The organism is Rhodococcus sp. BE178 (genome assembly GCF_050433545.1).
Classification (GTDB): Bacteria; Actinomycetota; Actinomycetes; order Mycobacteriales; family Mycobacteriaceae; genus Prescottella.
The window spans coordinates 225,253-251,485 of sequence record NZ_JBNPXA010000002.1; the positions used below are offsets into that span (position 1 = coordinate 225,253).

Annotated in this window: 24 protein-coding genes; 7 read left to right on the forward strand and 17 right to left on the reverse strand. The window is 69.6% G+C overall.

Features of this window, described 5'->3' with window-relative positions; all coding sequences use genetic code 11:
* Positions 1–177: 177 nt before the first annotated feature.
* The 6 genes from J2X34_RS05050 to J2X34_RS05075 form a co-directional block, all read right to left on the reverse strand.
* Positions 178–402, reverse strand: coding sequence for an MbtH family protein (locus tag J2X34_RS05050; protein WP_429516284.1), 225 nt, complete (start codon positions 400–402; stop codon positions 178–180).
* 157 nt (positions 403–559) lie between these two features.
* Positions 560–2,686: an FAD-dependent oxidoreductase gene (locus tag J2X34_RS05055; protein ID WP_429516285.1), complete on the reverse strand. Its 2,127-nt coding sequence runs from the start codon at positions 2,684–2,686 to the stop codon at positions 560–562.
* Between the two features lie 97 nt (positions 2,687–2,783).
* Positions 2,784–3,566: a polyprenol monophosphomannose synthase gene (locus J2X34_RS05060; RefSeq protein WP_114722460.1), complete on the reverse strand. Its 783-nt coding sequence runs from the start codon at positions 3,564–3,566 to the stop codon at positions 2,784–2,786.
* Entirely contained in the window at positions 3,493–5,202 is a 1,710-nt protein-coding gene (lnt, locus tag J2X34_RS05065) for an apolipoprotein N-acyltransferase (RefSeq protein ID WP_114722360.1), read from the reverse strand. The genes J2X34_RS05060 and lnt overlap by 74 nt, the downstream gene beginning before the upstream one ends.
* The gene (locus J2X34_RS05070) at positions 5,192–6,805 is read right to left on the reverse strand and encodes an amidohydrolase (protein ID WP_114722359.1); all 1,614 of its coding nucleotides are present in this window, start codon (positions 6,803–6,805) and stop codon (positions 5,192–5,194) included. The genes lnt and J2X34_RS05070 overlap by 11 nt, the downstream gene beginning before the upstream one ends.
* A 12-nt stretch (positions 6,806–6,817) precedes the next feature.
* Positions 6,818–7,318: an FxsA family protein gene (locus J2X34_RS05075; RefSeq protein WP_429516286.1), complete on the reverse strand. Its 501-nt coding sequence runs from the start codon at positions 7,316–7,318 to the stop codon at positions 6,818–6,820.
* Positions 7,319–7,519: 201 nt separating this feature from the next.
* On the opposite strand from J2X34_RS05075, the gene J2X34_RS05080 reads away from it, so the two are divergent.
* Positions 7,520–8,173: a hypothetical protein gene (locus J2X34_RS05080; protein WP_429516287.1), complete on the forward strand. Its 654-nt coding sequence runs from the start codon at positions 7,520–7,522 to the stop codon at positions 8,171–8,173.
* A 72-nt stretch (positions 8,174–8,245) separates the two neighbouring features.
* Here J2X34_RS05080 and J2X34_RS05085 read toward each other — a convergent pair whose 3' ends face one another.
* Entirely contained in the window at positions 8,246–8,866 is a 621-nt protein-coding gene (locus J2X34_RS05085) for a hypothetical protein (protein WP_258557942.1), read from the reverse strand.
* 280 nt (positions 8,867–9,146) lie between these two features.
* Between J2X34_RS05085 and rox the strand changes: the two genes are divergently transcribed.
* Positions 9,147–10,628: a rifampin monooxygenase gene (rox, locus tag J2X34_RS05090; protein ID WP_429516288.1), complete on the forward strand. Its 1,482-nt coding sequence runs from the start codon at positions 9,147–9,149 to the stop codon at positions 10,626–10,628.
* Here the strand turns inward: rox and J2X34_RS05095 are convergent.
* Positions 10,605–11,150: a hypothetical protein gene (locus J2X34_RS05095; protein WP_114722458.1), complete on the reverse strand. Its 546-nt coding sequence runs from the start codon at positions 11,148–11,150 to the stop codon at positions 10,605–10,607. The genes rox and J2X34_RS05095 overlap by 24 nt on opposite strands.
* A 534-nt stretch (positions 11,151–11,684) precedes the next feature.
* Between J2X34_RS05095 and J2X34_RS05100 the strand changes: the two genes are divergently transcribed.
* Entirely contained in the window at positions 11,685–13,508 is a 1,824-nt protein-coding gene (locus J2X34_RS05100) for a vWA domain-containing protein (RefSeq protein ID WP_429516289.1), read from the forward strand.
* A 45-nt stretch (positions 13,509–13,553) separates the two neighbouring features.
* Here J2X34_RS05100 and J2X34_RS05105 read toward each other — a convergent pair whose 3' ends face one another.
* Complete coding sequence (locus tag J2X34_RS05105) at positions 13,554–14,225, reverse strand: DNA alkylation repair protein (RefSeq protein WP_429516290.1); 672 nt, start codon at positions 14,223–14,225, stop codon at positions 13,554–13,556.
* A gap of 70 nt (positions 14,226–14,295) precedes the next feature.
* Positions 14,296–14,529, reverse strand: coding sequence for a hypothetical protein (locus J2X34_RS05110; RefSeq protein ID WP_429516291.1), 234 nt, complete (start codon positions 14,527–14,529; stop codon positions 14,296–14,298).
* Positions 14,530–14,752: 223 nt separating this feature from the next.
* Between J2X34_RS05110 and J2X34_RS05115 the strand changes: the two genes are divergently transcribed.
* The gene (locus J2X34_RS05115; RefSeq protein WP_429516292.1) at positions 14,753–15,034 is read left to right on the forward strand and encodes a hypothetical protein; all 282 of its coding nucleotides are present in this window, start codon (positions 14,753–14,755) and stop codon (positions 15,032–15,034) included.
* Positions 15,035–15,090: 56 nt separating this feature from the next.
* Here the strand turns inward: J2X34_RS05115 and J2X34_RS05120 are convergent, their stop codons facing one another.
* From J2X34_RS05120 to J2X34_RS05140, 5 genes are all read right to left on the reverse strand, one after another.
* Complete coding sequence (locus J2X34_RS05120; protein WP_429516293.1) at positions 15,091–15,765, reverse strand: hypothetical protein; 675 nt, start codon at positions 15,763–15,765, stop codon at positions 15,091–15,093.
* A gap of 92 nt (positions 15,766–15,857) precedes the next feature.
* On the reverse strand, positions 15,858–17,198 hold the full coding sequence (gene ftsW, locus J2X34_RS05125) for a putative lipid II flippase FtsW (RefSeq protein WP_429516294.1): 1,341 nt from the start codon (positions 17,196–17,198) through the stop codon (positions 15,858–15,860).
* A 187-nt stretch (positions 17,199–17,385) separates the two neighbouring features.
* Complete coding sequence (locus J2X34_RS05130; RefSeq protein WP_429516295.1) at positions 17,386–18,624, reverse strand: vWA domain-containing protein; 1,239 nt, start codon at positions 18,622–18,624, stop codon at positions 17,386–17,388.
* Entirely contained in the window at positions 18,621–19,859 is a 1,239-nt protein-coding gene (locus J2X34_RS05135; RefSeq protein ID WP_174910246.1) for an AAA family ATPase, read from the reverse strand. Before J2X34_RS05135 ends, J2X34_RS05130 begins: the two co-directional genes overlap by 4 nt.
* A gap of 84 nt (positions 19,860–19,943) precedes the next feature.
* Positions 19,944–21,317: a hypothetical protein gene (locus tag J2X34_RS05140; protein WP_429516296.1), complete on the reverse strand. Its 1,374-nt coding sequence runs from the start codon at positions 21,315–21,317 to the stop codon at positions 19,944–19,946.
* Positions 21,318–21,515: 198 nt separating this feature from the next.
* Here J2X34_RS05140 and J2X34_RS05145 point away from each other — a divergent pair, with 198 nt between their 5' ends.
* Positions 21,516–21,851, forward strand: a complete 336-nt coding sequence (locus J2X34_RS05145) for a hypothetical protein (RefSeq protein ID WP_114722348.1) — start codon at positions 21,516–21,518, stop codon at positions 21,849–21,851.
* Here the strand turns inward: J2X34_RS05145 and J2X34_RS05150 are convergent.
* Positions 21,818–22,477 carry a response regulator gene (locus J2X34_RS05150; protein ID WP_114722347.1) on the reverse strand — a complete coding sequence of 220 codons (660 nt, stop codon included), beginning with the start codon at positions 22,475–22,477 and terminating at the stop codon, positions 21,818–21,820. The genes J2X34_RS05145 and J2X34_RS05150 overlap by 34 nt on opposite strands.
* 38 nt (positions 22,478–22,515) lie before the next feature.
* Entirely contained in the window at positions 22,516–23,700 is a 1,185-nt protein-coding gene (locus J2X34_RS05155) for a sensor histidine kinase (RefSeq protein WP_429516297.1), read from the reverse strand.
* 277 nt (positions 23,701–23,977) lie between these two features.
* Between J2X34_RS05155 and J2X34_RS05160 the strand changes: the two genes are divergently transcribed.
* On the forward strand, positions 23,978–24,616 hold the full coding sequence (locus tag J2X34_RS05160) for an HD domain-containing protein (protein ID WP_429516298.1): 639 nt from the start codon (positions 23,978–23,980) through the stop codon (positions 24,614–24,616).
* Between the two features lie 55 nt (positions 24,617–24,671).
* Positions 24,672–26,228 carry a TldD/PmbA family protein gene (locus J2X34_RS05165; protein ID WP_429516299.1) on the forward strand — a complete coding sequence of 519 codons (1,557 nt, stop codon included), beginning with the start codon at positions 24,672–24,674 and terminating at the stop codon, positions 26,226–26,228.
* Positions 26,229–26,233: the final 5 nt, after the last annotated feature.

Sequence of the window (26,233 nt, forward strand, 5' to 3'; positions counted from 1 at the left end):
CCGGTTGCATCGGGACCACACCATATCAAGATCCTTTCGCCGCCCGGACGGTTTCCGGCCGCACGAAAGACCGACATATGGCCTGGTAGATAGGCAAAAATGCCCCTTCGGTCCGATTCGTCCGTGCGCCCCTGTCGGGGGTCGGATCGAGGGGCTCGCAGGCGCCTTTCGGGACGCCTAATCGAACGACGAATCATGCTCCCGCGCGGCGAGCAGAGTGCCCGGCCGAAGGTCGGTCCAGTTGGTGTCGATGTAGTCGACACAGGCGCGGCGGGTGTCCTTCCCGTGCGCTACGGCCCAGCCGGCGGGAACATCTGCGAACGCGGGCCAGAGCGAATACTGGTTGTCCTCGTTGACCAGCACCAGGAAGTTCGCATCGTGGTCGTCAAACGGGTTGGTCACCACTACACCTCTCGATCGTTCCGACGAAGAGTGATGCACACCATTATTTAGATCGAGCGACACACCGGGGCTGTTACACCATGCTAGTCCCAAAACGTGATAGCCCACCCGTGCGGCGAGGGCGCGGGTGGGCTCGGGTCGAGACGAAGAATCGGGATCAGATGGCGGTGGCGGCCTTCCACGCCGAGTGCATCGCGCCCTCGATGTAGTCGACCTCGCCGGCGTCACCGACGACGCGGACGTCGACGCCGTCGCGTGCCAGCACATCGGCCAGCGGCGCCGCCGCCGAGACCCCCGACGCCACCACGACCATGCTCGCCGGCACGGACAGCGTCTTGCCCCCGACCGTGAACTCGACCGACTTCTTGGTGATGCGCTCGACCGTCGCGTTGCGCTGGATGTTCACGCCCAGCTCCTTGGCGTGCTTGACCGCGGTCCAGCGGCGCGGCATCGCCATCGGGACGCCCAACTGCTGGCCCTCCTCGATCAGCGTCACCCGGCTACCACGCTCGGCGAGGAACTCCGCGAGCTCGAGACCGACGAGCGACCCGCCGATGACGACGACGTTCTTGCTCATCGGCAGGAACTTGAGGAACTTGCGGCTCAGGACGCGGATCTTCTCGGGGCTCTTGGTGATGCCGACGAGCCCACCGAGCCTGCCCGCGACCCGCAGGAACAGCGATTGGTCGGAGACGTCGCCGGTGCCGGTCATCAGGCCACGCAGGCTGTCACCGGTGTGCACGTGCCGCAGGTTGCCGCCGGGGACGCTCGGCCGCGCTCGCACCGCACCGGTCGCGACCACGACGGCGTCGGGCGCGAGGGCCTTGATGGTCGCGGCCGTGGCGTCGGTGTTCAGCCGGACGTCGACGCCCAGACGCCGGACCTCGTTGCTGAGCCAGTTCAGCAGGCGTTCGTTGTCGGGGGTGGTGAGGGTGGAGAACCACAGCGTTCCGCCGAGGCGGTCGGTCTTGTCCAGCAGCGTGACACGGTGACCACGCTCGGTGGCGACACGGGCGGTCTCCAGTCCACCCGGACCGGCACCGACCACCACGACATGCTTGCGGGTCGTGCTCGCCGGGAACGGCAGCAGTGTCTCGTTGCCGAGTGCCGGGTTCACCGCGCACAGCGGGGTGTCGTCCCAGAAGTTCTCCTGCACGCACACGTAGCAGTTGATGCAGGGACGGACCTGCTCGCTGCGGCCGGCCTCGAGCTTGTTGACCAGGCCGGGATCGGCCAGCAGCTGGCGGCCCATGGCGACGAAGTCGGTCCGGCCCTCGGAGATCATCTGCTCGCCGACCTCGGGCAGCATGCGACCGACGGTGATGACCGGGATCGACACCGCACGCTTCACGACCGCGGCGTTGTCGGTGTAGTAGCCGACCTTGTCGGGCAGCGGGCCGTCGGTGAAGTTCGCGAATGCGTTCAGTGCGGTGCCCGTGACGTGGATGGCGTCCGCGCCGGCCTTCTCGAACATGGCGGCCGCGCCGGCGGCCTCCTCGGGGGTCAGGCCCTCGGACTCGCCGTACTCCTGCCCCGCCAGACGGACGATGACCGCGAGGCTGTCGCCGACCTCGGCCTTGACCGCGCGGATCACCTCGCACGACAGCCGCGCCCGATTCTCCAGCGATCCGCCGTACTCGTCGGTGCGCTGGTTCGAGTAGCGGCTCAGGAAGCCGCCGAGCACATAGTTGTGGGCGCAGTGGATCTCGACCGCGTCGCCGCCGGCGGCCTTCACGCGGCCCGCCGCCTCCGCGAACATGCGGACCAGCCAGTCGAGATCGTCCTGGGTGGCCTCGTGGTAGGTGGCCTTCTTGCCCTCCTGGATGGCGGCCATCTTCCCGAGTTCCGCGGGGGTGCAGTCGGCCATCGCACTCATGTCACCGGGCGGCTTCGGAATGGACGGCACCAGCTGCGGGCGGCCGTCGAGGGTGTCGATCCGGGCGACCTTGCCGTGGTGCGTCATCTGCACGCACAGCTTGCTGCCCGCCTCGTGGATCGCGTCGGCGAGCGCCTTCAGGCCGGGGATGAACCGGTCCTCGGACAGGCCCGGCTCCTTGCGGCTGGTGCAGCCCGCCGGGTACGCGACGGCGCAGCAGCCCGTGATGATCAGACCGGTACCACCCTCGGCGCGGGCGGCGAAGTGGTCGATGTCGCCCTGGTGGATCTCGCCGTCCTCGCAGAGGTTCATGTCCATGGCGGGGAGAACGACCCGGTTCTCCAACGTGATGGGCCCGATCGTGCCGGGAGCGAGCAGGTGCGGGAACGTCTGGTTTCGGATCGTCACGAGCAGAAGGTATTTCGCGACGGCAACCTCTTGTGGCGGCTTCCCGCTCAGCGGGACTCGGTGGGGCTCCCCCGCCGGCCCCACGCTCGCGCCCGCACTACCGCCCGAGCAGTGCCTTCACCTGGCCGGCACGCTTGGCCAGCCCCCATCGGGTGACCTTGAGCAGCGCCTCCCGGACGATGTTGCCGCTCATCTTCGACTCGCCGATCTCCCGCTCGGTGAACGTGATCGGCACCTCGGTGACGGTGAACCCCTGGTTGATCGCCCGCCACGCGAGATCGACCTGGAAGCAGTAGCCGTGCGATTCGACGGCCGCGAGATCCAGCGCCTCGAGCACCTCGCGCCGGTACGCGCGGTAGCCACCGGTGATGTCCTGGATCCGCACGCCGAGCGCGAGGCGGGAGTAGATGTTGCCGCCGCGGGAGAGCCATTCGCGGTGCTTGGGCCAGTTCACGACGGTCCCGCCGGGCACGTACCGCGACCCGAGCACGAGGTCGGCGCCCGCGTCCACCTGGTCGAGCAGCCGGTGCAACTGCTCGGGTGCGTGACTGCCGTCGGCGTCCATCTCGACCAGCACCGTGTAGTCGCGCTCCAGGCCCCATCGGAAGCCGGCGATGTACGCGGCACCGAGGCCGTTCTTCTCGGTGCGGTGCATCACGTGGATGCGGCGGGCGTCGTCGGCCGCGGCGAGCTCGTCGGCGAGACCGCCGGTGCCGTCCGGGCTGCCGTCGTCGACGACGAGGACGTCGGTCGCCGGCAGCGCGGCGTGCAGCCGGCCGACGATCAGCGGCAGGTTCTCGCGTTCGTTATACGTCGGAATGATCACCAGGGTCCGTGCGCTCGGTCGCGCGTTGCCCCCGTTCGGCGTCCCCGCTGACATCGAGATCCTCCCTGCCGGCCGAGGCCGGTGCCTTCTGTGTGTCCTGTACGTCGCAGTCGGTCTGCGTCGTCTTGCCGGCCGATCCGTCGCCCCGCCGGCTGCGCACGGCAGCGAACACGAGGGCGGCGGCGGCACCGAGACACAGGAGAACCTCCGGAATCGGGCCGAGCCGAGTTGCCAGCGTAGTACCGGTACGTAGTGAGACCTCCGACACCAGGGCCGCGGGCACGAAAAGGGCCGATTCCTGCCCCACCGAACCGTCCGCCCCGATGATCGCGCTGACCCCGCTGGTCGCGGAGACCACCACGTCGCGCCGGTGCTCGACGGCGCGCACCCGCGACATCGCCAACTGCTGGTAAGTCATCTCGGTGTCGCCGAACGTGGCGTTGTTGGTCGGCACCGCGATCAGCTCCGCGCCGTTGCGGACCGATTCGGTGAGTGCCCGGTCGAACGCGACCTCGTAGCAGGTCGCGACACCGACCTCGATGCCGTCGGCGGTGACGACGCCGTTGCCGTGACCGGGGACGAAATTGCCGGCCTGGTCGGCGTACGACGAGAACAGCCGGAAGAAGTCCCGGTACGGCAGGTACTCCCCGAACGGTTGGATGATCCGCTTGTCGTGACGCTCGCCGGGCCCCTGCGCGCCGTCCCACACGATCACGGAGTTGGTGGTGGTGCCGTCGGCGTTGACGAGGACGGCTCCGACCAGGATCGGGGCGCCGACCGCCTCCGACGCGGCGGTGATCTCCTCGGCGGCGTCCGCGTTGCGGAGCGGGTCGATGTCCGACGCGTTCTCGGGCCAGATCACCAGGTCGGGCTGCGGCGCGCGGCCGGCGGCTACGTCGTCGGCGAGTTGGAAGGTGCGGCGGACATGGTTGTCGAGGACCGCGCGACGCTGCGCGTTGAACTCCAGGCCGAGCCGGGGCACGCTGCCCTGGATCGCTGCCACGGTGATGGTGCGGTCCCCGTCGCTGTCCGCGTGCACGTACGGCACGGCCGCGAGGGCGACCGCCGACGCGGACACGGCGACCACGAGCGGTCCCGCGAATGCCCGGAGGCTGCGGTTGCGGGCGGCCACGAGTGCCACCGCCGCGAGGCCGGTGCCGGTGAGCGCGACGCCGAAACTGAGCAGCGGCGCCCCGCCCAGCGCGGCCAGGGGCAGCAGCCAGCCGTCGGGCTGACCGAACGCGAGCTTGCCCCACGGGAATCCGCCGAACGGCACCGACGAGCGCAGCCATTCGGTGAGACTCCACACCGCCGCGACCGCCAGTGCGACCACCCACACCGGCGCGCGCAGCCGGTGGACGAGCACGGTGCCGAGCCCGAACAGCCCGATGAACACCGACTCCGCGGCGGACAGCGCCAGCCAGGGCAGCGGTCCCACGTACTCGCCGATCCACGGCAGCAACGGCACCAGGAACCCGAGCCCGGCGAGGTAGCCGTAGCCGAATCCGGCGCGCAGTGTGCGCCCCCCGCGGCCGTAGCCGGTGAGGACCGCCACCAGCAGCGCGACTCCGACCGGGGCCAGGAACCACAGTGGGCGCGGCGGAAAGCTCGCGAACAGCAGCAGGCCGGACACGACCGCGAGCACGCAGTCGCGCAGTGTCGCGGTCAGGGCGCTCCGGTCACGCCCCATGGACGGTGACCCCGCGGTGCACCGAGCGCACGCACACGGGGGTGCGTGCGCCGTCCTCGAGCCGCGGCAGCGCCGGCACGCGCGAGCGCGGATCGGTCGACCAGCGCTGCACCGAGTCCTTGGGCGCCGAGACGACGAGTTCGTCGGCGTCCCACACCACGTACGACGCCGGCGCGCCCGGGGTGAGCGTGCCGGCCATGCCGTCGCGGACGCCGCCGGCCCGCCACGCGCCCCGCGTCGCCGCGGAGAAGGCCGCGCGCGGCGACACCCCGCTGCCCGGCGTGCGGTGGTGGACCGCCGCCCGGAGCATCGCCCACGGATCGACAGGGGTCACCGGGGCATCCGAGCCGAACGCCAGCGACATCCCGGTCGAGGCGATGGGCGCGAACGGGTTCATCCGCAGCGCGCGCTCGGCGCCGAGCCGCTGCGCGTACATGCCGTCGGCGCCGCCCCAGAGGGCGTCGAACATCGGCTGCATGCTGGCGATCACACCCCACCCACCCAACAGGGCCGCCTGCTCGGGGGCGACCATCTCGAGGTGCTCGAGGCGATGTCCGCGGGCGGCGAGCGCGGGCCCGCCCAGTTCGGTGGCGACGTTCTCGAACGCCGCGACCGCGGTGGCGACGGCACCGTCCCCGATCACGTGGAAGCCGGCCTGGATGCCGGCGAGCGTGCAGGCCCGGACGTGCGCGGCCACCGCGTCGACGTCGAGATAGCTGTTGCCCCGCGGGTTCGTCGTGTGGCCCGCGCAGTCGTGGTACGGCTCGAGCAGGGCCGCGGTGCGGGAACCCAGCGCGCCGTCGATGAACAGGTCGCCGCCGAGCGCGTGCGCGCCGGTGCGAGCGAGCAGGTCGGCCGCGGCCTCGGGGGAATCGACCGCCTCGCCCCAGTAGCCGCGCACCTCCACCCCGTGCGACAGCGCGAGCAGTTCCCGGAAGTCGTCGAGACCACCGACGTCGGGGCCGCCGCACTCGTGGACGGCGACGACGCCCTGCGCCGCGAAGTGGTCGAGCGCCGCGACGCGCGCGGCTACCCGCTGCGCCGCGGTGAGCAGGGTGCGGGCCCGGGCGCGGACCAGGTGGTGCGCATCGCCGCTGACGGCGGCGTCGGGGGTGAAGCCGGCGGCCGACGCGAGGTCGGGCACCGCGGCGCACAACGCGGTCGAACACAGCGCGGAGTGCGCGTCGATCCGGGTGAGATACACCGACCGGCCCGGGGCGGCGGCGTCGAGTTCGGCGGTCGTGGGCGCGGCGTCGGCCCAGCGGCTGTCGTCCCAGCCGTGTCCCCAGATCACCGCGCCGTCGTGCGTCTGCGCGAACCGGCGCACCAGGTCGAGGCATTCGGCCTTGCTGCGGGCCCCGCCGAGATCGAGGCCCGTCAGCTGCAGACCGAGGGCGGTGACGTGGACGTGGGTGTCGACGAATCCGGGGGTGACGAAGGCGCCGTCGAGTTCGATCACTTCGGCGTCGGGATGCAGGGCGCGGCCCGGACGGTCCTCGCCGATCCAGACGACGATGCCGTCGGTGACCGCCATCGCGGTCGCGTCGGGGGCGCTGGGACTGTAGATGCGGCCGTCGACCAACAGTTGGGTACTCACGGGCATCCAGTCTGCCTGTTACGGCAGCGCGCGGGGCCCCTGGGTCGGGGTGTCGGGGTACACGTCCGGGTACACGTCGACCACTTCGCCGTCGATCACCGTTCCCCCACCACTTCCGCGGCCTCCCCGGGCGCGGGACGCGAACTCGACGCCCGCCAGTGTCACGTTGGCCCGCTTGCCCGCCAGCAGGACCGCCGCCGGTCGCAGTGCCCACCGCGTCGGCGGCAGCAGCATCAGCAGGCCGAGGACCGACGTCACCAGTCCCGGCACGAACATCAGCACCGAACCGGCGGCGACCATCGCGCCGTCGGCGACCGCGCCGGTCGGGGATGCCTCGCCGCGGGTCGCCCGGCGGAAACCGTCCATCACCACGCGCCACTGCGACCTGATCAGCACCATGCCCACCGCGGATCCGGCGATCAGCAACAGCACCGTCCACAGCACGCCGATCGTGCTGCCGACCCAGATCAGGACACCGACCTCCACCAGGGCGTAGAGGAGGAACAGGGGCGCGATCATGGTGGATCCTCTCGGTGGGTCGCCCGCCGGGTGTGTGGCGGGATGCTCTGCCTGCTCAACGATCGGGGGCACCGAAATGCTCCCACGCGCCCGGATTCGATCCCGTAACGGTCTAACCCTAAAGTTGACGTAGAGACTTCTCGCGTGGTCGAGTACCGGTATCGATCGGCTGGGAGGGCCGGTCCCCAGGGAGGAGTTCACATGTCTCGTCGCTTCGGCCGCAGCACCACCACACGCCGATTGTTGACCCGCCTGTCCGTCGCGGTCGCGGGTGCGGCCGCCGGTGCGATCGTGTTCTCGGGCGTCGCGACCGCGGCCCCGGTGGCACCCGCGCCCCCGCCGCTGCAGGGCCTGCTCGAGCAGTTCACCAAGAACGCTCCCCAGGCATCCGATTTCCTCGGTGGCCTGCTCGGCACGCCCGGGGTCACCGAGCTCATCGAAGGCGCGACCGGCCAGGAGGTCGGCGCCACCACGGCGAAGGACTTCATGTTCCCGGCGCCCACATTCGGATGCGGGGTCGCGGGCAATCCGATGACGGTGACCGTCGCGAGCGCGCAGGCCGGGCCGAACTTCCCGCTGCCGCCGTGGATCGAGCGCGGCAACCTGCGCTTCCAGGCGGTGCCGGCACATCTCGCCATTCCCAAGGAATCGGGCCTGCAGGTGGCGTGGTTCAACGTGACGACGCTCGAGGGTGGGGTCGTGCCGCTCGACGACACGCTCCTGAACGTGCCGACGCTGTCGAAGACGGTGGAGACCGGCGAGGGCACGGTCCTCGCGGCGCTGTTCGGTCAGGTGAAGTACGACTCCGGCACCACCTGCACCGCACTCGGCACCGTCGGGCAGTTCACGGCGTAGCCCGGACGGATCGATCGTGAAGGGTCTCCGGCGGTCGCCGCCGGAGACCCTTCACGATCGGTGAAGCGGATCTCACGAGGTGCGACCGTTCGCGATCTCCTCGATCGAGTCGCACCGAATCGATCCGGCGGCCGCGGTCCAGACCGGATCGCGATCGATACTGGTGGCCAGGCCGTTGATCGTGAACGTCAGGGCCGTATGGTCCTCGCCGGCCGCGACCCGCAGGCCCTCGCCGGTGGTGCCGCCGAGTCGGTAGTGCTCGCCGTCCGGGCCGGAGAAGGCGATCGACACCGCGTTCGTCCGCTCGTCGCCGTCCCCGAACAGGATGTTCAGACTCGCCTGGATCGAGAAGTCCTGGCCCGGCGACTCGCCGCCACCGTCGTAGTCGGTGAAGTCGCTGGTGGTCACCTCGTACCCCCAGCTCTCGCCGCCCGCCAGCGGGTCCGTGTAGTGGTGGCAGGCCGTGAATCCGTTCTGCGGCAACGACACCCGGCCGGTCCACGACACCCCCAGCTCCAGCCACGAGTCCTCCGCCGCGCCGACGTCCGGCAGGTGAAGGGCGCGGCCACCCTCGGCAGGGGTGAACCTGTCAGCGGCCGTTGGCTGTTCGTCGTTCACTGTGCACCCGAGCAGGGCACCGATCGCCACGGCCGCCGGCAACAACGACGCTCCCCAGCGCCTCTCCCCCATCATGCCCGCCACCCTAGCCGCGGGCGCGAGCACAAGGCGTCGTGCCGTGCGGATCGAACGGATGTATCGCTCCATGAAAGACGAAGACGAGGGGATTACCCGCTCCTCGCCACTCTCGACATACCGCGCACCCGGGGCCTTGCGGCAAGACCCCGGTAGTGCTGCAGAATCTCCGGCCGAGGCCAGAACCTGCGGAAATCAGGGACACGCGGTGCCGGTGTGCGCACCTCCGGCCCACGCGGAGCAGCTGGCCGAAATGCAACCTTCTCGAACGGGGGTCTCGATGATCGACGTGATCGTTGCCGGCGGCGGACCGACCGGCCTGATGCTCGCCGCCGAGTTGCGGCTGCACGGGGTGCACGTGCTCGTACTGGAGAAGGAGACGAAGCCCACCGAAGTGGTCCGCTCCCTCGGCCTGCACGCGCGCAGCATCGAGGTGATGGACCAGCGTGGTCTCCTCGACAGGTTCCTCGCGCACGGACGGCGGCACCCGGTCAACGGCTTCTTCGCCGGCATTCCCAAGCCGCAACCCGAACGGCTCGACACCGCGCACCCGTACGTCCTCGGCATCCCGCAGCCTGTGACCGACCGTCTCCTGGCCGAGCATGCCGCCGAACTCGGAGTCGAGATCCGGCGCGGCTGCGAACTGGTAGGGCTGAGTCAGGACGACCACTCGGTGACCGCCCTGCTGGCCGACGGCACCCGGTTGCATTCGAACTACCTCGTCGGCTGCGACGGCGGCCGCAGCACGGTGCGCAAACTGCTCGGCATCGGCTTTCCCGGCGAGCCGAGCCGGGTGGAGACGCTGCTCGGGGAGGTAGCTCTGACGGCATCGACCGCGACCCTCGACGCCGTGATGGCCCAGGTCCGCAAGACCCAGTTGCGGTTCGGCGCCATGCCCCTCGGGGACGGGATGTACCGCGTCATCGTTCCCGCGGCGGGAGTGGCCGAGGACCGCACGGTCCCGCCCACCCTGGATGAGCTGAAGCAGCAACTGCGCGCCATCGCCGGCACCGACTTCGGTGTGCACTCACCGCGTTGGCTGTCCCGCTTCGGCGACGCGACCCGGCTGGCCGAGCGCTACCGGACCGGACGGGTGGTGCTGGCCGGCGACGCGGCGCACATCCACCCACCGAGCGGCGGGCAGGGACTCAACCTGGGCATCCAGGACGCGTTCAACCTGGGCTGGAAACTGGCTGCCGAGGTGGGGGGCTGGGCGCCGGAGGGTCTTCTGGACAGCTATCACACCGAACGGCACCCGGTGGCCGCCGACGTGCTGGACACCACCCGCGTGCTGATGGAGCTGATGTCCCTCGAGCCCGGCGCCCAGGCAGTGCGCCGGCTGGTGGCGGAACTGATGGACTTCGAGGACGTGAACCGGTACCTGATCGAGAAGATCACCGCCATCGGGATCCGCTACGACTTCGGCGCGGGGCACGAACTGCTCGGCCGGCGGCTGCGGGACGTCAGGCTCGAGCGGGGGCACCTCTACGGGCAGATGCACGCCGGTCGTGGACTGCTGCTGGACCAGACCGGCCGGCTCTCGGTGTCGGGATGGGCGGATCGGATCGACCACGTCGTCGACGTCAGCGAGGAACTGGACGTGCCCGCCGCACTGCTGCGGCCGGACGGCCACGTCGCGTGGGTCGGTGAGGATCAGCAGGATCTGGTCAGTCAGCTGCCCACGTGGTTCGGCGCCGCCGCGGGAGCGACATCGGGGTCACGACCATCGCCCGGGCCTTTACGGCCGCCCGGGTACCACTGAGATCGTTCCCTGGCAGACGGCGTTCTGCGGATTGATGAACCGCCATCCCGCGCCGGTCTCGACGGTGACGGTGAAGTCCACCGTCCCAGTCCCGGTCCAGGTTCGGTTGACCGGGATTCCGGGCTTCTGCTGCCAGGCGGCCTCGTCGCTGACGCTGCGGCCGGACTCTCCGGTCGTGGTGTTGTGCCAGTCGACCAACACCCGTGTGCCGTACCAGTTGACGCCGAAGCTCGGCAGCAGGCCGGCGGGAGGCGCGGGCAGTTCGTTGCCGCCGCTGAGCAGGATCGACGGCTCCAGCGCGGCCCCACCGGGACGGAGCGACTCTCCCGACGCGGCATTGATGGTCCACGTGAACGCCGGGGCCCAAAAGAGAGGATTCGCGCTTCCGCACGTCATGGTCGTCGATGTGGGCGGGGCAGGCTGGGCGTTCGCGACTGCGCCTCCGCCGGCCGCCACCGCAGTGCTGAGTCCGGCTGCTGCGAGCGCCGCTGCACCGCCGCGACGAATCAAATGTCTGCTCATGATCACTCCCCTGGATCCGAGACCGCGGGAACCGAGACGTCGCCGCGCTCTGGACATATCGCGAACCGTCTCCCTTCGTTACCGGACGTACGACCTGAACTGTGCTCACACAATCACATTCGGAGCCGTGCAGCTCGCCGGGATGTGCAGACTGCCACGAACGTCCCGAGCATTCTCCAGAATGGATTCATTCTGCGATTCGGGCGTCTACGCCTCAGGCCGTAAGCCGTTCGCATCCTGTGAGCGGAGCCCACGTCGGGAGTGTGAGCGGGTGCCGGAACGGACTGCGGTGGACGGCGCGACGTCGGACCGGTTCTGCGACAACGGCCGTCAGCAATGTCGAAGGTTCTGTAGTGTCGGGCACCGAAATCGAAGCAGAGGTCACAAATCAGGCGGGGGACAATGCCGAGGATTGCAGTTCGACTGACCACTTTTACTGCGGGGCTTGCGGCCGGGCTTGTCAGCCTGACCTTGGCGGGAGTGCCCGCTCAGGCGCAGGAGAGCGGGGAATTCGCCCCGCAATACGCGCCGACCATGCTCGTTCTGGATGCGTCCGGCTCCATGCAGCGGCCCGATCCGGCGGGCACGATGATGGATGCCGCCAAGAACGCCGTCCACGCCTTCGTCGACGGCGCGCCCACAGATTCGAAGGTGGGACTCACGGTGTACGGCACCGGCACGGGAAGTGATGACGCTGAGAGGGCTGCCGGCTGTCGTGACGTCCGAGTGTTGCACCAGCCGGAGACTCTCGACAGGGCCGCTCTGAACAGTGCGGTCGACGGTATCGCAGCGAGCGGTTGGACGCCGATGGGTAACGCATTGCGCCAGGCCGCCGCGGAACTGCCGAACTCGGGTCCGCGTTCGATCGTGCTGGTTTCCGACGGCGAGGACACCTGTGCGCCGCCCGAACCATGCGAGGTCGCCAGGGAGTTGAAGACACAGGGTGTCGATCTGGTGATGCACGCGATCGGCTTCGGAGTCGATGACAAGGCCCGTGCTCAGCTGACATGCATGGCACAGGCCACCGGCGGCACCTACACCGATGTCGCGGACGGGCCGGCGCTGGAGCGGACCTTGCCACGGGTCACTGCCGCAGCACTGCGCAACTACAAGGCCGCCGGCACGTCGATCACTGGCGCGCCCACCTACGAGACCGCGCCGCTCGCGGAACCGGGCCAGTACCTGGACACCCTCGGGCAGAAGGAATCGCGCTACTACGCCGTCGATATCCCGGACGGTGCCACCGCCTACGTCAGCGGAACCATGTCGTATCCCCGCGTACCCGGCATCCCAGGAGTCGAGGACACGAACGTCCTGAGCATGCGCGTGTACGGCGAGGACGGCCGCGACTGCAACAAGTACGAATTCGAACAGCTCGTCTACTCCAGTGACGGTGCGGCGCTGACGGTTACCGAGACGTTCGACGGCGCAACCGAGAAGCGCGCGGGCGACGGCACCGGTGCCGACAAGTGCCGAGGTGGTGGGCGCTACTACTTCGCGCTCAGCTGGGACAAGACCTCCAAGGGGGCGCCGGAACGGCTGCCGATCGAACTGCTCGTCGGGATCGAGCCCGCCGCAACCGACTCCGACCCAGCGGCGGTAGGGTCGCCGACCACGTTCGTCGAACCCGTCGGATCGGGCACCCCGGCGGCCGGAGGCGGATCCTTCAACGTCGCGACCGAACTCGACGGCAGCGGCTGGTACACCGACACTCTGCAGCCGGGCGAGTTCGTGTTCTACCGGGTGAAGCTGGACTGGGGCCAGGGGCTGGCGTACCGCGTGCACTACGACGCGAACGGTGGCCGCGGTGTGGAGAACGTCTCCAATGTCCGGACCACCATGTACTCCCCCACCCGCGAGGAGATCGACTCGGACTTCGGGTCCTACACCGGCACCGAGTACGTACTGCCGGCGAATGACTCAGCGTTCGCGACGGTGCCGATCCGATACGGCAATCGCACATCCGAGGACCTCGCCATCCGCAAGGAGGCTGTGCCGGGCTGGTACTACATCGCGGTGAAAGTGGGTTCGACGCCGTCCGGCGACGCAGGCCTTCCGGTGCCGATTCGACTCGACCTGACCGTCAGTGGGGACACCGAGACCGGCCCGTCGTACTCGACCGCGATCACGGACGGGATCTTCGGGGAGGGCTCGGCCGCCACCAGCGCGTCGGCCGGTGGCACGGTCGCCGAGGAAGCCACCGCGGACGGCGATGCCGCGGCAGAGGCAGCCGCGGCCGACTCGGATTCGACGACCAGCGGACTCGCGTTCTCCGGAGTCTGGATCGCAGTCGCTGCCGCTGTGGTCGCCGTCGGCGGTATCGGCGGCTGGCTCGCTGTGCGATCACGCCGAAAGTAGTTCGCACGGCGAACGCGAGCTGGGCCCGATCACGGTCGGGCCCAGCTACTTCGCGCCCTGACGCCGCACCATCTCGGTGATCCAGATGGGCGCGAACGGAGATGTGCAGTTCGGCGGCGTCGGGTAGTCCTCGAGCACCCGCAGGCGCTCGCCGATGTCGATGGCGCGGTCGCGGTACTCGGCGTGCTCGATCCCGATCTGAGCGAGACAGTGGTTCATTGCCCACTGCAGACGGTCCGGGGCGTCCTTCATCTCCGCCTCGATGACGTCGAGCAGTCCGGCGAGGTCCAGGCCCTCCGGCTTCTTCGCCACGCGTTCGGTGGTCAGCGCCCAGCCGGCACTCGCGACCACGGGATCGGGGTCGGCCGACCAGGTCGCGCGTAGCTCCTCGGCGTGCGGATTCTTCTTGACGACATAGTTCACGAGCCAGTCGTGCACCTTGGGGGTGCGCGCCTCGCGGAGCATGACGTCCAACTCGTCACGCTCGAAGGCCTTCGGGCGGCAGATCAGGATCGCCAGCAACCTCGCCGCGGTGTCATCGGTCCCCCAGAGCCGGCGCGCGAGTTCCTGCTGCGTCTTCAGCCGCTTGGCGAGCGCGCGTAGTTTGCCGAGGTTCACCCCGTGATCGTCACCGTGCTTCTCGTTCACCTTGCGGATCTTCGGGTCCTCGAGCGCGGCCAGCTCGGCCATCACCTCGGCCACCGTCGTCTCTGCCACCTCAGCCTCCTGTCCGTCATGTGCGAGGTTCAACCTACGACGGAAGTCGCGATCCGGTGGTCGGCGATCGTCAGGGTCCGGGGACTTCGTCGTTCGCCCGCGCCTCGATCCAGTCGATTGCCTCATCGGTCAGCTCCGACTGCCCGTCGACGGACTCCCCCGACCACCAGCTCGGATCGAGGTCGCCGTCGTTCACGGCGACCACTTCGGCTCTGACCGACGGCGTCAGCGGCTCCCCGTTGTGCTCGACCAACCAGTCCCGCGTCTCACCGCTCAGCTGCGTCCACCACCCGGCAATGTTCATCGCCCGATCATCGCGCCCACAGCAGGCGGACGCATCGGGGAACACCCTGAACTTCCGATCCGCCGGCCGGGACATGCCGTCAACACGGTTCACAACCGACCGCGTTCCCGACGGCGGGGCACCCCCGAGATCAGCGAGCCGAGTCGTTCGTGGGCCAGTTGGCCAGCAGGGAGTCCAGGGCGTCCAGGATTCGTGACCAGGACTCCTGAGAGTCGGGAGCGCTGTGACTGAACCCTCCGCTCAACTCCAAGCTGGTGTAGCCGAACGGGCGGCCGGGAAGCTGACACTCGGCGCCATTCGGAGCGAGTTGGTTCGCATCGTTGCGCAGCGGTCCGAGGACGACCCCCATCTGCACTACCTCGATGGGTGCGAGCTCTACGGTGACGCCGACTACGCGGAGCTGCCGCTGCCCGATCAACTCCACCCGGATGCCGCCACCCACCGCCTCATCGGGGAACGCTTCGCCAAACCAGCCTTCAACGCTGACGGAGCCTGGCCCCGGTAACGGCCGCCGTATGTCGATGGGTCGATGTGGCGGGACCGGATCGGATGCCCTTCGGGTCAGCCGCCCGACCTCGAGCGGAGTGCCCGGATGACACCCGGAAGAGTGCTCTGCCTGTCCGAGAAGTCGTAGCTGGGCACCCGACCGTTCCCCAGATTGAAGTAGACCCCGGCATGACCGAATTCCGGGGGCACCGGAGCCGCGGCACAGACGTCGCTGACGATGCACGGGTATCGGGCGAACATCGTGACCATCCGTTTGCGGTTCGACGCCGAGATCCGGAACCCGGCATCGACCAAGGAGTTGATCTCCAGCTGGAAGTAGGCGACGCCCGCGTCGACGAGCCGGTCCAGATGCTCGAGACCGTCGAGCAGGGACACGTCGTCCTTCAGGATGAAGAAGCCGTTCGCGATCTTCGGCACCGTCAGCCGCTGCAACAGATCCAGTTGCTCGTCGACTTTCGAGATCTTGGCCGAATCCACCGCATTGAACTCGAAGTAGGTGGGCCGCAGCGAATCGACGGCATCGACGACGCTGTCCGGGGCGTAGCCCGCCGACGCGTCGACGTACAGCGACGTTCGGGGACCGACCGTCTCCTGCAGGGCTACGAACGTGCCCGCGTCGACCACCCGCCGGTCGGTCGTCCCCGGATCGCCCAGGCAGATCCCCACGAGGTCGACGTCGCGTAGTTTCGCCGCCTCTGCGAGCGAGACGACCTGGTTCACCTTGATCACAGCAACCTCCTGCGTGGGTACCGACCTCCGCGGATCGTAGGCGGACCGAGTTCCCGATCCCGAACGGCGCGTCGGGGTATCCGGTTGCGGTTCTACCTGCGTGATCGGCGGGCCGTCGATCGTTCGCGGGGTCGCTGGTCGTCGGCACGGTCCCGCGCCCGGGCCCCGGACTGGGCCTGTGCCTGGGACGGCCGGCGTGTGGTCCGGCCGGAGTCGGTGGGCGTCCGTGGGGCGCGGGCACGTCGCGCGGGCCGCGCCTTCGGCGGTTCGACGGGGCGACCGAACACGGTTCGCATCCAGCGGCTACCGCCGCCGTTCAGGGAGACGAGTGCTTCCGGTTCGCGCAGCGCGGCGTGCGCGATGAAACCGAACATCATCATCGTGGTGATCATCGAGGTCCCGCCCGCGGAGATGAGCGGGAGCTGGAGACCGGTGACCGGCACCAGACCGACGACGTAGGCGATGTTGATGAACGCCTGGAGCACGATCCACGTCGTCGATGCGGCCGCGAGGATCCGCAGGAACGGGTCGCTCGAGCGCTGCGAGATACGCATCCCGATCAGGAGGACGATCGCGAAGAGCACGATGATCAGGAACGCTCCGAGGAAGCCGAGTTCTTCCCCGATGACCGCGAAGATGAAGTCGTTGTGCGACTGCGGTAGGTAGCTCCACTTCGCGTCCGACTGGCCGAGCCCCTTGCCGAACACTCCGCCACTCGCGAGGGCGTACTTGGCCTGGATGGTCTGGTAGTTCAAGCCCTGCGGGTCCATGGTCGGATTCATGAACGCCCTGATCCGATCGGACCGGTATCCCGCGGTCAGGCCGAGGACAAGGGACGCCACGCCACCGGAGATCGTGATCGCGGCGACGGTGCTGGTGCGGAATCCACCGAACCAGAGCATGGCCATCAAGATGATGCCGATGGTGATCATCGTGCCGAGGTCGCGCTGGAGGACGACCAGCGCCATGACGAGAACGCTCACCAGGGCCAGCGGTTTGAGCGCCTTGTTGACGTCGACACCGGCCGACACGTATGTCGCGAGCAGATGCGCGCACCAGATGGCCAGCGCGACCTTCGCGAACTCCGATGGCTGGAACGAGATTCCGCCGACCACGAACCAGCTGCGGGCACCCATCTGCTCGACACCGATGCCGGGGATGAGCACGAGGACCAGGAGGACACCGGCGATCCCGAGCAACCACGGGGCCAGCGCGCGGATCGTCCGGGTGCTCACCCGAACGATGGCGACGAAGGCGACGAGACCGATCGCGGCGTAGATGGCCTGCGGGATGAATCGCGCATACGGCGAGCCGGACGAGACGAAGGACTCGACGCTGGACGACGACAACACCATCGTCAGACCGACGGTCACGAGCAACGCCGTCACGCTCAGGATCACATGGAAGTCGAACAGCGGCCGCTCGGACCACACCCTGAATCGAGTCCGCGGCGACCCTGTCGCCCTGCCGCCGCGCGACAATCGTCCCGTCTCCGCGTTGCGGGACGACTCGGGATGCCCGCCTCCCGAGCGGGTCCGGGCTCGGTCCCCTGCCAGATCCCTCTCCGACTGTGCTCTCACGCCACCATGGTCCCATGGGTCACACGCACCACAGAGCCACTCAGGCCCGTGGTGTGCCGATCTCCACCACCTGCGCCCATCCCGGTGGCCGGTCCGGAACGGAGTCGAGGACCGGCCGGCCTCGAGGACCCACCGGAGGGAACAGACCGACCACCGTTCGACACCCTGGCCGGCTGCTCGGCCAAGGGGTCTGGCCGTCGGTGAGGACGACCACCACGTCGGGGCGGGGCCGACTGCGCAGCGCTCTGGTGAATCCGGCGCGCAGATCCGTGCCACCGCCGCCGAACAGCGGAATGTCCTCAGCCCGGCACAGCGGGTGCACGACCCGGGCCGCCGCGTCACACGACAGCACCGTGACCAGGTCGCGACGCCCGCCCACGGCCCGCGTGATGGCGGCCACCTCGAGCAGTGCGCTGCCCAGGTCCGCGTCGCTGACCGATCCCGACGTGTCGACGATCACGCTCACCCGGGGTGGGGTGCGCCGCAAGCTCGGCAGCACCGCGCCGGGCACGGCGGCGGAGCGCCGCGCCGGGCGACGGTAGGTGTAGTTCTCTCCGGTGCCGGAGGAGGAGGTGGCCGTGCGGATCGCCGCGCCCAGCAGGGCTCGCCACGGCTGTGTCGGGTGCAGGGCTTCCTCCGCCCACCGCTGCCATCCGCGGGGCGCATTTCCGGGCCGACCGACGATGCTGTGTGCCACCCGGAATCGGACAGCGTCCCGCTGCTGGTCGCTGAGCCCGTTCGCCCCGTCTGGACCGAGCTCCCACTCCCGACACAGCCCGTCGGCTCCGCTGCCGCAGTCGAGCCACGTCAGACCGTCGGTGCGGGGACCGAGGCGGAACTGGCGCAGGTAGTCCTCCATGAGCTGCCCGCCGGGCAAGTCCAGGGTCGACGGCAGAACGGCATCGTCGGGTACCAGCAATCCGTCGCCGAACGCGTCGTCGTTGATCTCTGCGTCGGCGGCCAGGTTCATCCGTAGCCGCTCCGCGCGACCGGTCAGGTCGTGTGCGCGGGCGTAGCGGTCGCTGCGGCCGTGGTGATCGCGCAGCAGATGCGACACCCCGTGGACCAGGTGCGAGGCCAGCTCCTCCGCCGGCCGCTGGGCGACGAAGACGGGCGAGGCGTAGCAGCGCCAGTGCCGGTCCACACCCATTGTCGGCACCCGGGGCGACGCGACAATGTGCAGCGCATACAGGGCGGTCGCCAGGTAAGGCCGGGCGCGCGCGGCGTGCAGCCGGGCGGCGTAGATCTTGTCCGGATCGAGCGCCTGCGCCGCCGTCATCGACGGGCCTGCGCCGAGGCGCGGTCGGCGGCGCGGTCCGCCGCCAGGGACACCGACACGACCCCGGCGAGCTGGTCGATCTCCGCCGGCACCTCCCAGTCCTCCCGGCGCAGGGCGGCCAGTGTGGTCGCCGGGACGACCACGAGGTCCGGTGGCCCGGTCTGCACCGCGGCGACCAGGAGCATCCACGCTGCGTCCCAGCGGGATTTCTCCGGCCGTCGGCGGACTGCGGCGACCACCGCGTCGAGCACGGCCTGGCGCAGATCGCCGCGATCGGGGAGGTCGGCGGCCGTCGGATCGGCGAGCAGACTCTCGGGGTCCGGGAGGTCCATGCGGTCGATGGCGGCCAGCAGCTCGAAACCGGGCCCGTCGCCGACGCTGCCCCGGACCAGCAGGGACAGCACGTCCGTCGACGACGAGGCGGCGGTGGCGAAGGCGATCAGCCGCACGGTCATGTCCCAGCTCCGCGGGGACGGCCAGGCGCCGCCGCGGCGGGTCTGACTGTTGGGGAGTTGATGCACGAGAGCGGGGCGAGCGGTGAGGAGCTCGCAGACCGCGCGGCGGGCGAAGGTCACCGCGTCGGAGAACTTGGCCGGGTCGAGACGGGGCAACGTCGCGCGCGGCCAGGTCCCGCCCAGGCCCCGGACGACCACCTCGTGGTCGTGGGTCCAGTGCAGGTGCACGAAGCGGTTCGCCAACGGTGGGCTCAGTTCCCAGCCGTCCGCCGCCGAGGACGGTGGGTTGGCGGCGGCCACGATGCGGACACCGGGCGGGAGTTGCAGTGCCCCGATTCGTCTTTCCAGGACGAGCCGGAGCAGGGCCGCCTGCACGGCGGGCGGTGCCGTCGACAGTTCGTCCAGGAACAGCAGCCCCCGCCCGGCCTGCACGAGCCGGACGGCCCAGTCGGGCGGGGCCATCGGGACACCGTGTGTTGCCGGGTCGTCCCCGAGGACGGGCAGACCCGAGAAGTCCGACGGCTCGTGGACGCTCGCGATGACGGTGGTCAGCGGAAGGTCCACGGCCTCGGCGAGCTGGGTCAGGGCGGCGGTCTTGCCGATTCCCGGTTCACCCCACAGCAGTACCGGCAGGTCCGCGGACACCGCCAGGGTGAGGGCCTCGAGTTGGTCGTCGGGACGGGGTTCGGTGGTGACCGCGCCGAGCATCGCCGACAGTGCTGCGGCACTGTCGAGTTCGGTCCCGGACCGGTTCGGAAGGAGCGTGGAAGACATGTGCATCACCTGTGTTGTCGAGGGAGTCGCAGACGGCGGCCATCCGGCCGCATTGCGGGACAGCGGATTTCGGGGATGTGGAGGGAGGGCTCAGCGTGAGCGGGCGCGACGCGACCGCCTGGAGCGCCGCGATCGCGATACGGGCGGCGTCTCCACCGGTTCGGTGCGAAACCTGTCGTACGTGCTCCGGCGATCCGCGGACGCCCGGAGTTCGTCCAACAGGGGGCCGTCACGAAGGACTGCGTCGGGGCCGAGCAGTCCTTCGACGACGGCCAGCGCCCCGGCGGCGTCTCCGTGCTCCAGACGTTCACGAACGCCGGGCAGGCAGTCCGGACGGCGATGGGCCTGGTCGATGGCCTGCAGGCACGGTAGCGGGGTGCCACCCAGTGCGACGAGCAGTTCCTCGCGTCGGACCTCGGCGGGGTCGTGATCGAGTGCGATCAGTGCACCGTCGGCCAGTCCGATCCGGTGTCGTTCACCGCGGCAGTCCACCAAGTTGATCCGGTTCTCCCGATTCGGCGTCGGGGACGGAGCCGGCGGAGACCAGCCCGGCTCCAGCGCGGCGGCAACCAGCGGGTGCAACCGGTCGGCGGTGATCGCTCCCGACCGAAGGAGCTCGAGATCGGGCAGCACCCAGGTCGCGGCATCGGGCAGCACCGGGAGCGCGGCGAGCCGACCTCGCGGGTAGTCGTCCACGAGCCGCACCGCGGCGGGATCAGCGCCGCCGCCGATCGGCTCCACCACCACGTCGTACCGACCCCCGCACCGCACCCGCACGGGTCCGTCCCGCTGGCCGTCCGCGCGGAGCAGGATTCCGGCTTCAGCCGCCCAGCGCTCCACGGCGCAGCCCTCGGGTACCGACTCGGCCAGGGCGGGATCGGCCGCGGCGAGGGTCGGTGATATCCCTGTCCCGCAGCGTATTCGTAGATCACCGACCCATCGCACGTCCCACAGGTGCCGATGGAGGTCGAGTCGGTACCGCCGGTTGGGGCGGGGATGGGGGTGGTGGGTGGAGTCCGTGCCGTCCCACAGGGTCAGTACGATCCGCTGTCCGGCATCCGCCCAGGAAGGCGCGGTGCGGGCCACCAGTTGTACCGAACCGGGCTCGCTGCAACTGTTTCGGCGTTCCGGCGGACCATATCGCGCCAGCGCGACAGTCAGTCCGGGGCGCAACAGTCCGTCGGGTGCCACCCGCGGCAGATGCCATCGCAGCAGGTCAGGTGCCAGGTGTCGCAGGTCGGCCAGGACCTGTGTCGCGATATCCCGGCCATGCCTGCGGGTCAGTGCCCGCAGGTCGATGTCGTCGTCGAAACCCGCTGCGGCACAGGCCCCGGACCAGTCATCTGCGAGGCGTCGGTTGGTCGCGGTCTCGATCATGGACGGCGGCACGGCGAACTCGCGCACGCGCAGCCAGAAGGAAAGTCGGGGATTGGTCCCGTTCGCGGTCGGATGGTGCATCAGCACTCACCGTGTGCGAATTGGGCCCCCAATCTTGGATCAGAGTGAGTCGTCATCGGCGCAATCGTAGCGCGGCGCGGCGATCTCGGCCAGTGCGGCGTCGGTGCGACGGTGCTCGCGATGTCGTTGCTAGCGTCGGCCGGAGCTTCCCACTGTCGAATGCCGCACTGTCACTGACGATCTCGGACCGGTCTGCGGCGCCGAGTGCTGCGCGCCGGGGTCGACGACGCGCCCGATGTGGTCGCGGCCCTCCGGGTCGACGTTGCGTGCTACCGGGCGCCCGGTTCCCGCGACCGCGCGATCAGCAGTGCCGACACAGGGGCACTCGCCCCCAAGGACATCGAGAACGCCGTCCGCAGCCAAGCCGCAACAGACCTCGCGACAGACGGCATCCAAGCCTCCGTCGACAACGTCCAATGCCTCACCGGAGGACCACCACTGATCTACCCCGCAACCACCCTCTGCCACGCCACCAGCAACATCCATGAGGACGTCCGTGCCCGTTGTCACATACCCGGCCGCACCAGCCCGGTCTCGTAGGACAGGACGACGGCCTGGACGCGATCGCGCACTCCGAGCTTGGCGAACACGCGGCCGATGTGGGACTTGATCGTGGCCTCGGACAGGTAGAGCTTGTCGGCGATCTCAGAGTTCGACAGGCCTCCGGCGACGAGGCACAGCACCTCGCGTTCGCGGTCGGTGAGCCCGTCGAGCACCGCCGGGTCGCGGGACGGCGTGATGTCGTCGTTCAGGAACCGGGAGATCAACCGCCGGGTGACGCGCGGCGAGACGACGGCGTCGCCGGCGGCGACGCTGCGGATCGCCGAGACGAGGTCCTCTGGTGGGGTGTCCTTGAGGAGGAATCCGCTGGCCCCGGCGCGCAGCGCGCTCAGGGCGTGCTCGTCGAGGTCGAACGTGGTCATGACCAGCACCCGGCTGGGACCGCCGGACTCGAGGATCCGCGCGGTGGCGGTCACCCCGTCGACCACGGGCATCCGCACGTCCATCAACACCACGTCCGGCCGCAGATCCGCGGCGGCCTGGATGGCTCCGGCACCGTCGGCCGCCTCCCCCACCACGACGATGTCGTCGTGGGCGTCGAGGACCATCGTCAAGCCCATGCGCATGAGTTCCTGGTCGTCGACGAGCAGCACGGAGATGGGCACCCGACGAATCTAGTGGGTGTCGGTGCCCGGTCGCATCCTCATTCGTCGGGGTCCAGTGGGATCTCGGCGCGCACGGTCCAGCCGCCGTCGGGTCGGCGTCCGGCCTCGAGGGTGCCACCGAGCACCGCGACGCGTTCGCGCATGCCCACCAGCCCGTTGCCGGAGCCGACGATCCGCTTGCGGGCCGCGGCGCTGCCGTACCGGGAACTGCCGTTGTCGACGACCTCCACGAGGACGTCGCAGTCGCGGCGCGCGACGTGCACCCACGCCTTCGGGTTCGCCCCCGAGTGCCGGAGCACGTTCGTCAGGGACTCCTGCACCAGTCGGTGCACGCCCAGGCTGACCGACGGGCTGACGTCGTCGATGGCGCCGGACTGCACGAGTTCGACGGCGAGCCCGGCCTCACGCATCGTCTCCACCACCCGGGCGAGGCCGGCGGTGCCGTGCTGCGGCATCTCGTCGGGGGTCGCGGGCGAGCGCAGCAACGCGACGGTGCGGCGCAGTTCGGACAGCGCCTGCCTGCCGGTGCTCGCGATGTTCGACAGCGCCCGCTCCGCCTTCTCCGGGTCCCGGTGCAGTGCGTACGACGCACCGTCCGCCTGCACGATCATCACGCTCACCGCGTGCGCGACGACGTCGTGCAACTCGCGGGCGATGCGGGTGCGTTCGGCGTAGACGGCGTCCTCGGCGCGCCGGTCCCGGTCGAACTCCGCGATCGTCAGGCGCGCGGCGACCTCCTCGTCGTAGGCGCGGCGGGCGCCGAGGAACTCGGCGAGGATCCAGGACAGCGTGTACGCGAGCGCCGAGAAGATCCCGATCAGGAGCGCGTCCTGGTCCAGCAACAGGATCGACACCGTGGTGTCGACCACCAGACCGACGGCGTAGTACGCGGCCGCCCGCCGGCCCACGTAGGCGACGAGCGTGTACAGCGAGATCGCGAGGGCGAACACGCCCGGGTGCGAGTTCTCGCCGGCGTTGAGATCGTCGGTGGCGTAGAGCGTGATCGTGCACACGATCGACATGACGAGCACGACGGTCGCGGCCGCACGAGGATGCCGGCGCCGGCACACGAGCGGCAGACACAGCCCCGCACCGGTGATCACGTACAGCACCGGCGCCGTCCGGCCGAACGCGGACGCGATCTCGAGGGCGAACAGCAACCCGGCGAGCATCGAGTCCGCCACCATGGGCCGTTCACGCAGCCACAGACTGAACCTCCACATGGCGAGCAGCGTAGGAGGTCGGCGCCTGCCGGGACGAACACCGGCTCGCCATCGACCGTTCCTGACATACTCATCGCAGCGACAAACACGAGAGGCAGAGACCATGGCGCATGGTCGAGCAGCCGTCTTCATCGTGTTCGACGACGTGAAGATGCTCGACGTGGCGGGGCCGGCGGAGGTGTTCGCCGAGGCCGACACGTGCGCGCCGGACAGTTCGGACCGGACAGTTCGGAACAGTGGAATCCGTCAAAGTGATCCGCGACTCTGGAGGCAACCAATGCCTGAAGTCATTGCAGGTATCGCCATTCCCGACACCGACCTGGTTCGAGAGGCCACTTCGCTGGTCCGGGACGTGGCCGATGACACGATCTTCAACCACTCACGTCGAGTGTTCCTCTGGGGAGCGTTGAAGTCCGCGGCGCGCGGGCGCGAAGTCGATCTCGAGCTGGCCTACGTGGGTGGCCTCTTTCACGATCTGGGCCTGACATCGGCCTATGCCACCAAAGATCGACGCTTCGAGCTCGACGGCGCCGAGGCTGCCCGAACGTTCCTGCTCGAGCACGGCCGGTCCGAGCAGGATTCCCGCAATGTCTGGTTGGCGATCGCGCTGCACACCACTCCGGAGGTGCCGCTGCACCTCGCGCCGGAGGTCGCGGTGGTGACCCTGGGTGTGGAGACCGACGTCCTCGGCCTCGATCTCGGCGAGATCACCGAGCAGCAGCGCACCGAAGTCGTGGCGGCGCATCCGCGCCCGGATTTCAAGAACCGGATCCTGCAGGCGTTCTACCACGGCATGGCCGATCGTCCCGACACCACGTTCGGGACCATGAACGACGACGTCCTGGCGCATTTCGACCCCTCGTTCCAGCGGAAGGACTTCGTCGAGATCATCCAGAACAATGCCTGGCCGGAGTGATCGAACGCGACGCTTGCCACGAGGGTGTGGCCCGGGGGCCGACTAGGCTGGGCCGGTGATCGTCACCCACGGCGCCGTCCCGCGCGCAGTCGCGTCCGACCATCCGGTCGACCCAGAGTTCACGAACCTGCCTTTGCATGCGCTGGCGGACGCCGCGCTGGCCGTCGCCCGTGCCGCGGGCGCCGAGCACGCCGATCTGCGGGTGCACCGTCTCGTCACGCAGTCGCTGCGGTTGCGCGACGGCAAGGTCCAGTCCGTCGACGACGGCGTGGAGACGGGCTTCGCGGTCCGCGTCGTGGTCGACGGGACGTGGGGGTTCGCCTCGCACGCCGAACTGACCCCGGCCACCGCCGCGGCGACCGCGATCGAGGCGGTCCAGGTGGCGCGAACGCTGCGGTCCCTCAACCGGGAACGCGTCGAACTGGCCCCGGAGCCGGTGTATTCGGACGCGACGTGGGTCTCGGACTACCGGACCGATCCGTTCGGCGTCGCCACCGCGGACAAGGTCGCGCTGCTCGCCGACTACTCGCACCGGCTGCTCACGGCTCCCGGCGTGGACCACGTGACCGCGAACTGCCTGCAGGTCAAGGAGCAGACGTTCTACGCCGACCTCGCCGGGTCGACCATCACGCAGCAGCGGGTGCGCCTGCATCCCGAACTCGAGGCCACCGCGGTGGACGCCGACGCCGGGACGTTCGAGACGATGCGCACCCTCGCACCACCGGTCGCCCGCGGCTGGGAATACCTCGGCGGCGACGCCGGCTGGGAGTGGGACACCGAACTCGCCGAGATCCCGACGCTGCTCGCGGCGAAGATCGCCGCACCCAGCGTGCGCGCAGGCGTCACGGATCTGGTGATCGACCCCACCAACCTGTGGCTGACGATCCACGAATCCATCGGGCACGCGACCGAGTACGACCGGGCCATCGGCTACGAGGCGGCGTATGCGGGCACGTCGTTCGCCACCCCGGATCTGCTCGGCACGTTGCGCTACGGGACCCCGATCATGCACGTGACGGCCGACCGCACCGAGACCCACGGTTTGGCGAGCGTCGGCTTCGACGACGACGCGGTCGCCGCGCAGCGCTGGGATCTGGTGCGCGACGGCACGCTCGTCGGCTACCAGCTGGACCGGGTGTTCGCGCCGCGGCTCGGCCTGGAGCGCTCCAACGGCTGTTCGTACGCGGATTCGGCCCACCACGTGCCGATCCAGCGAATGGCGAACGTGTCGCTCCAGCCCGATCCGGACGCCGACACCAGCACCGCCGACCTCATCGCGCGGGTCGAGGACGGCATCTACGTCGTCGGCGACAAGAGCTGGTCGATCGACATGCAGCGCTACAACTTCCAGTTCACCGGCCAGCGTTTCTTCCGGATCCGCAACGGCGAGTTGGACGGTCAGCTCCGTGACGTCGCCTACCAGGCCACCACCACCGACTTCTGGGGATCGATGGAGGTGGTCGGCGGGCCCTCGACGTGGCGGCTCGGCGGTGCTTTCAACTGCGGCAAGGCACAGCCCGGCCAGGTCGCGGCCGTGAGCCACGGCTGCCCGTCCGCGCTGTTCCGCGGCGTCAACGTGCTCAACACCCGGACGGAGGGCGGACAGCGATGACGAGC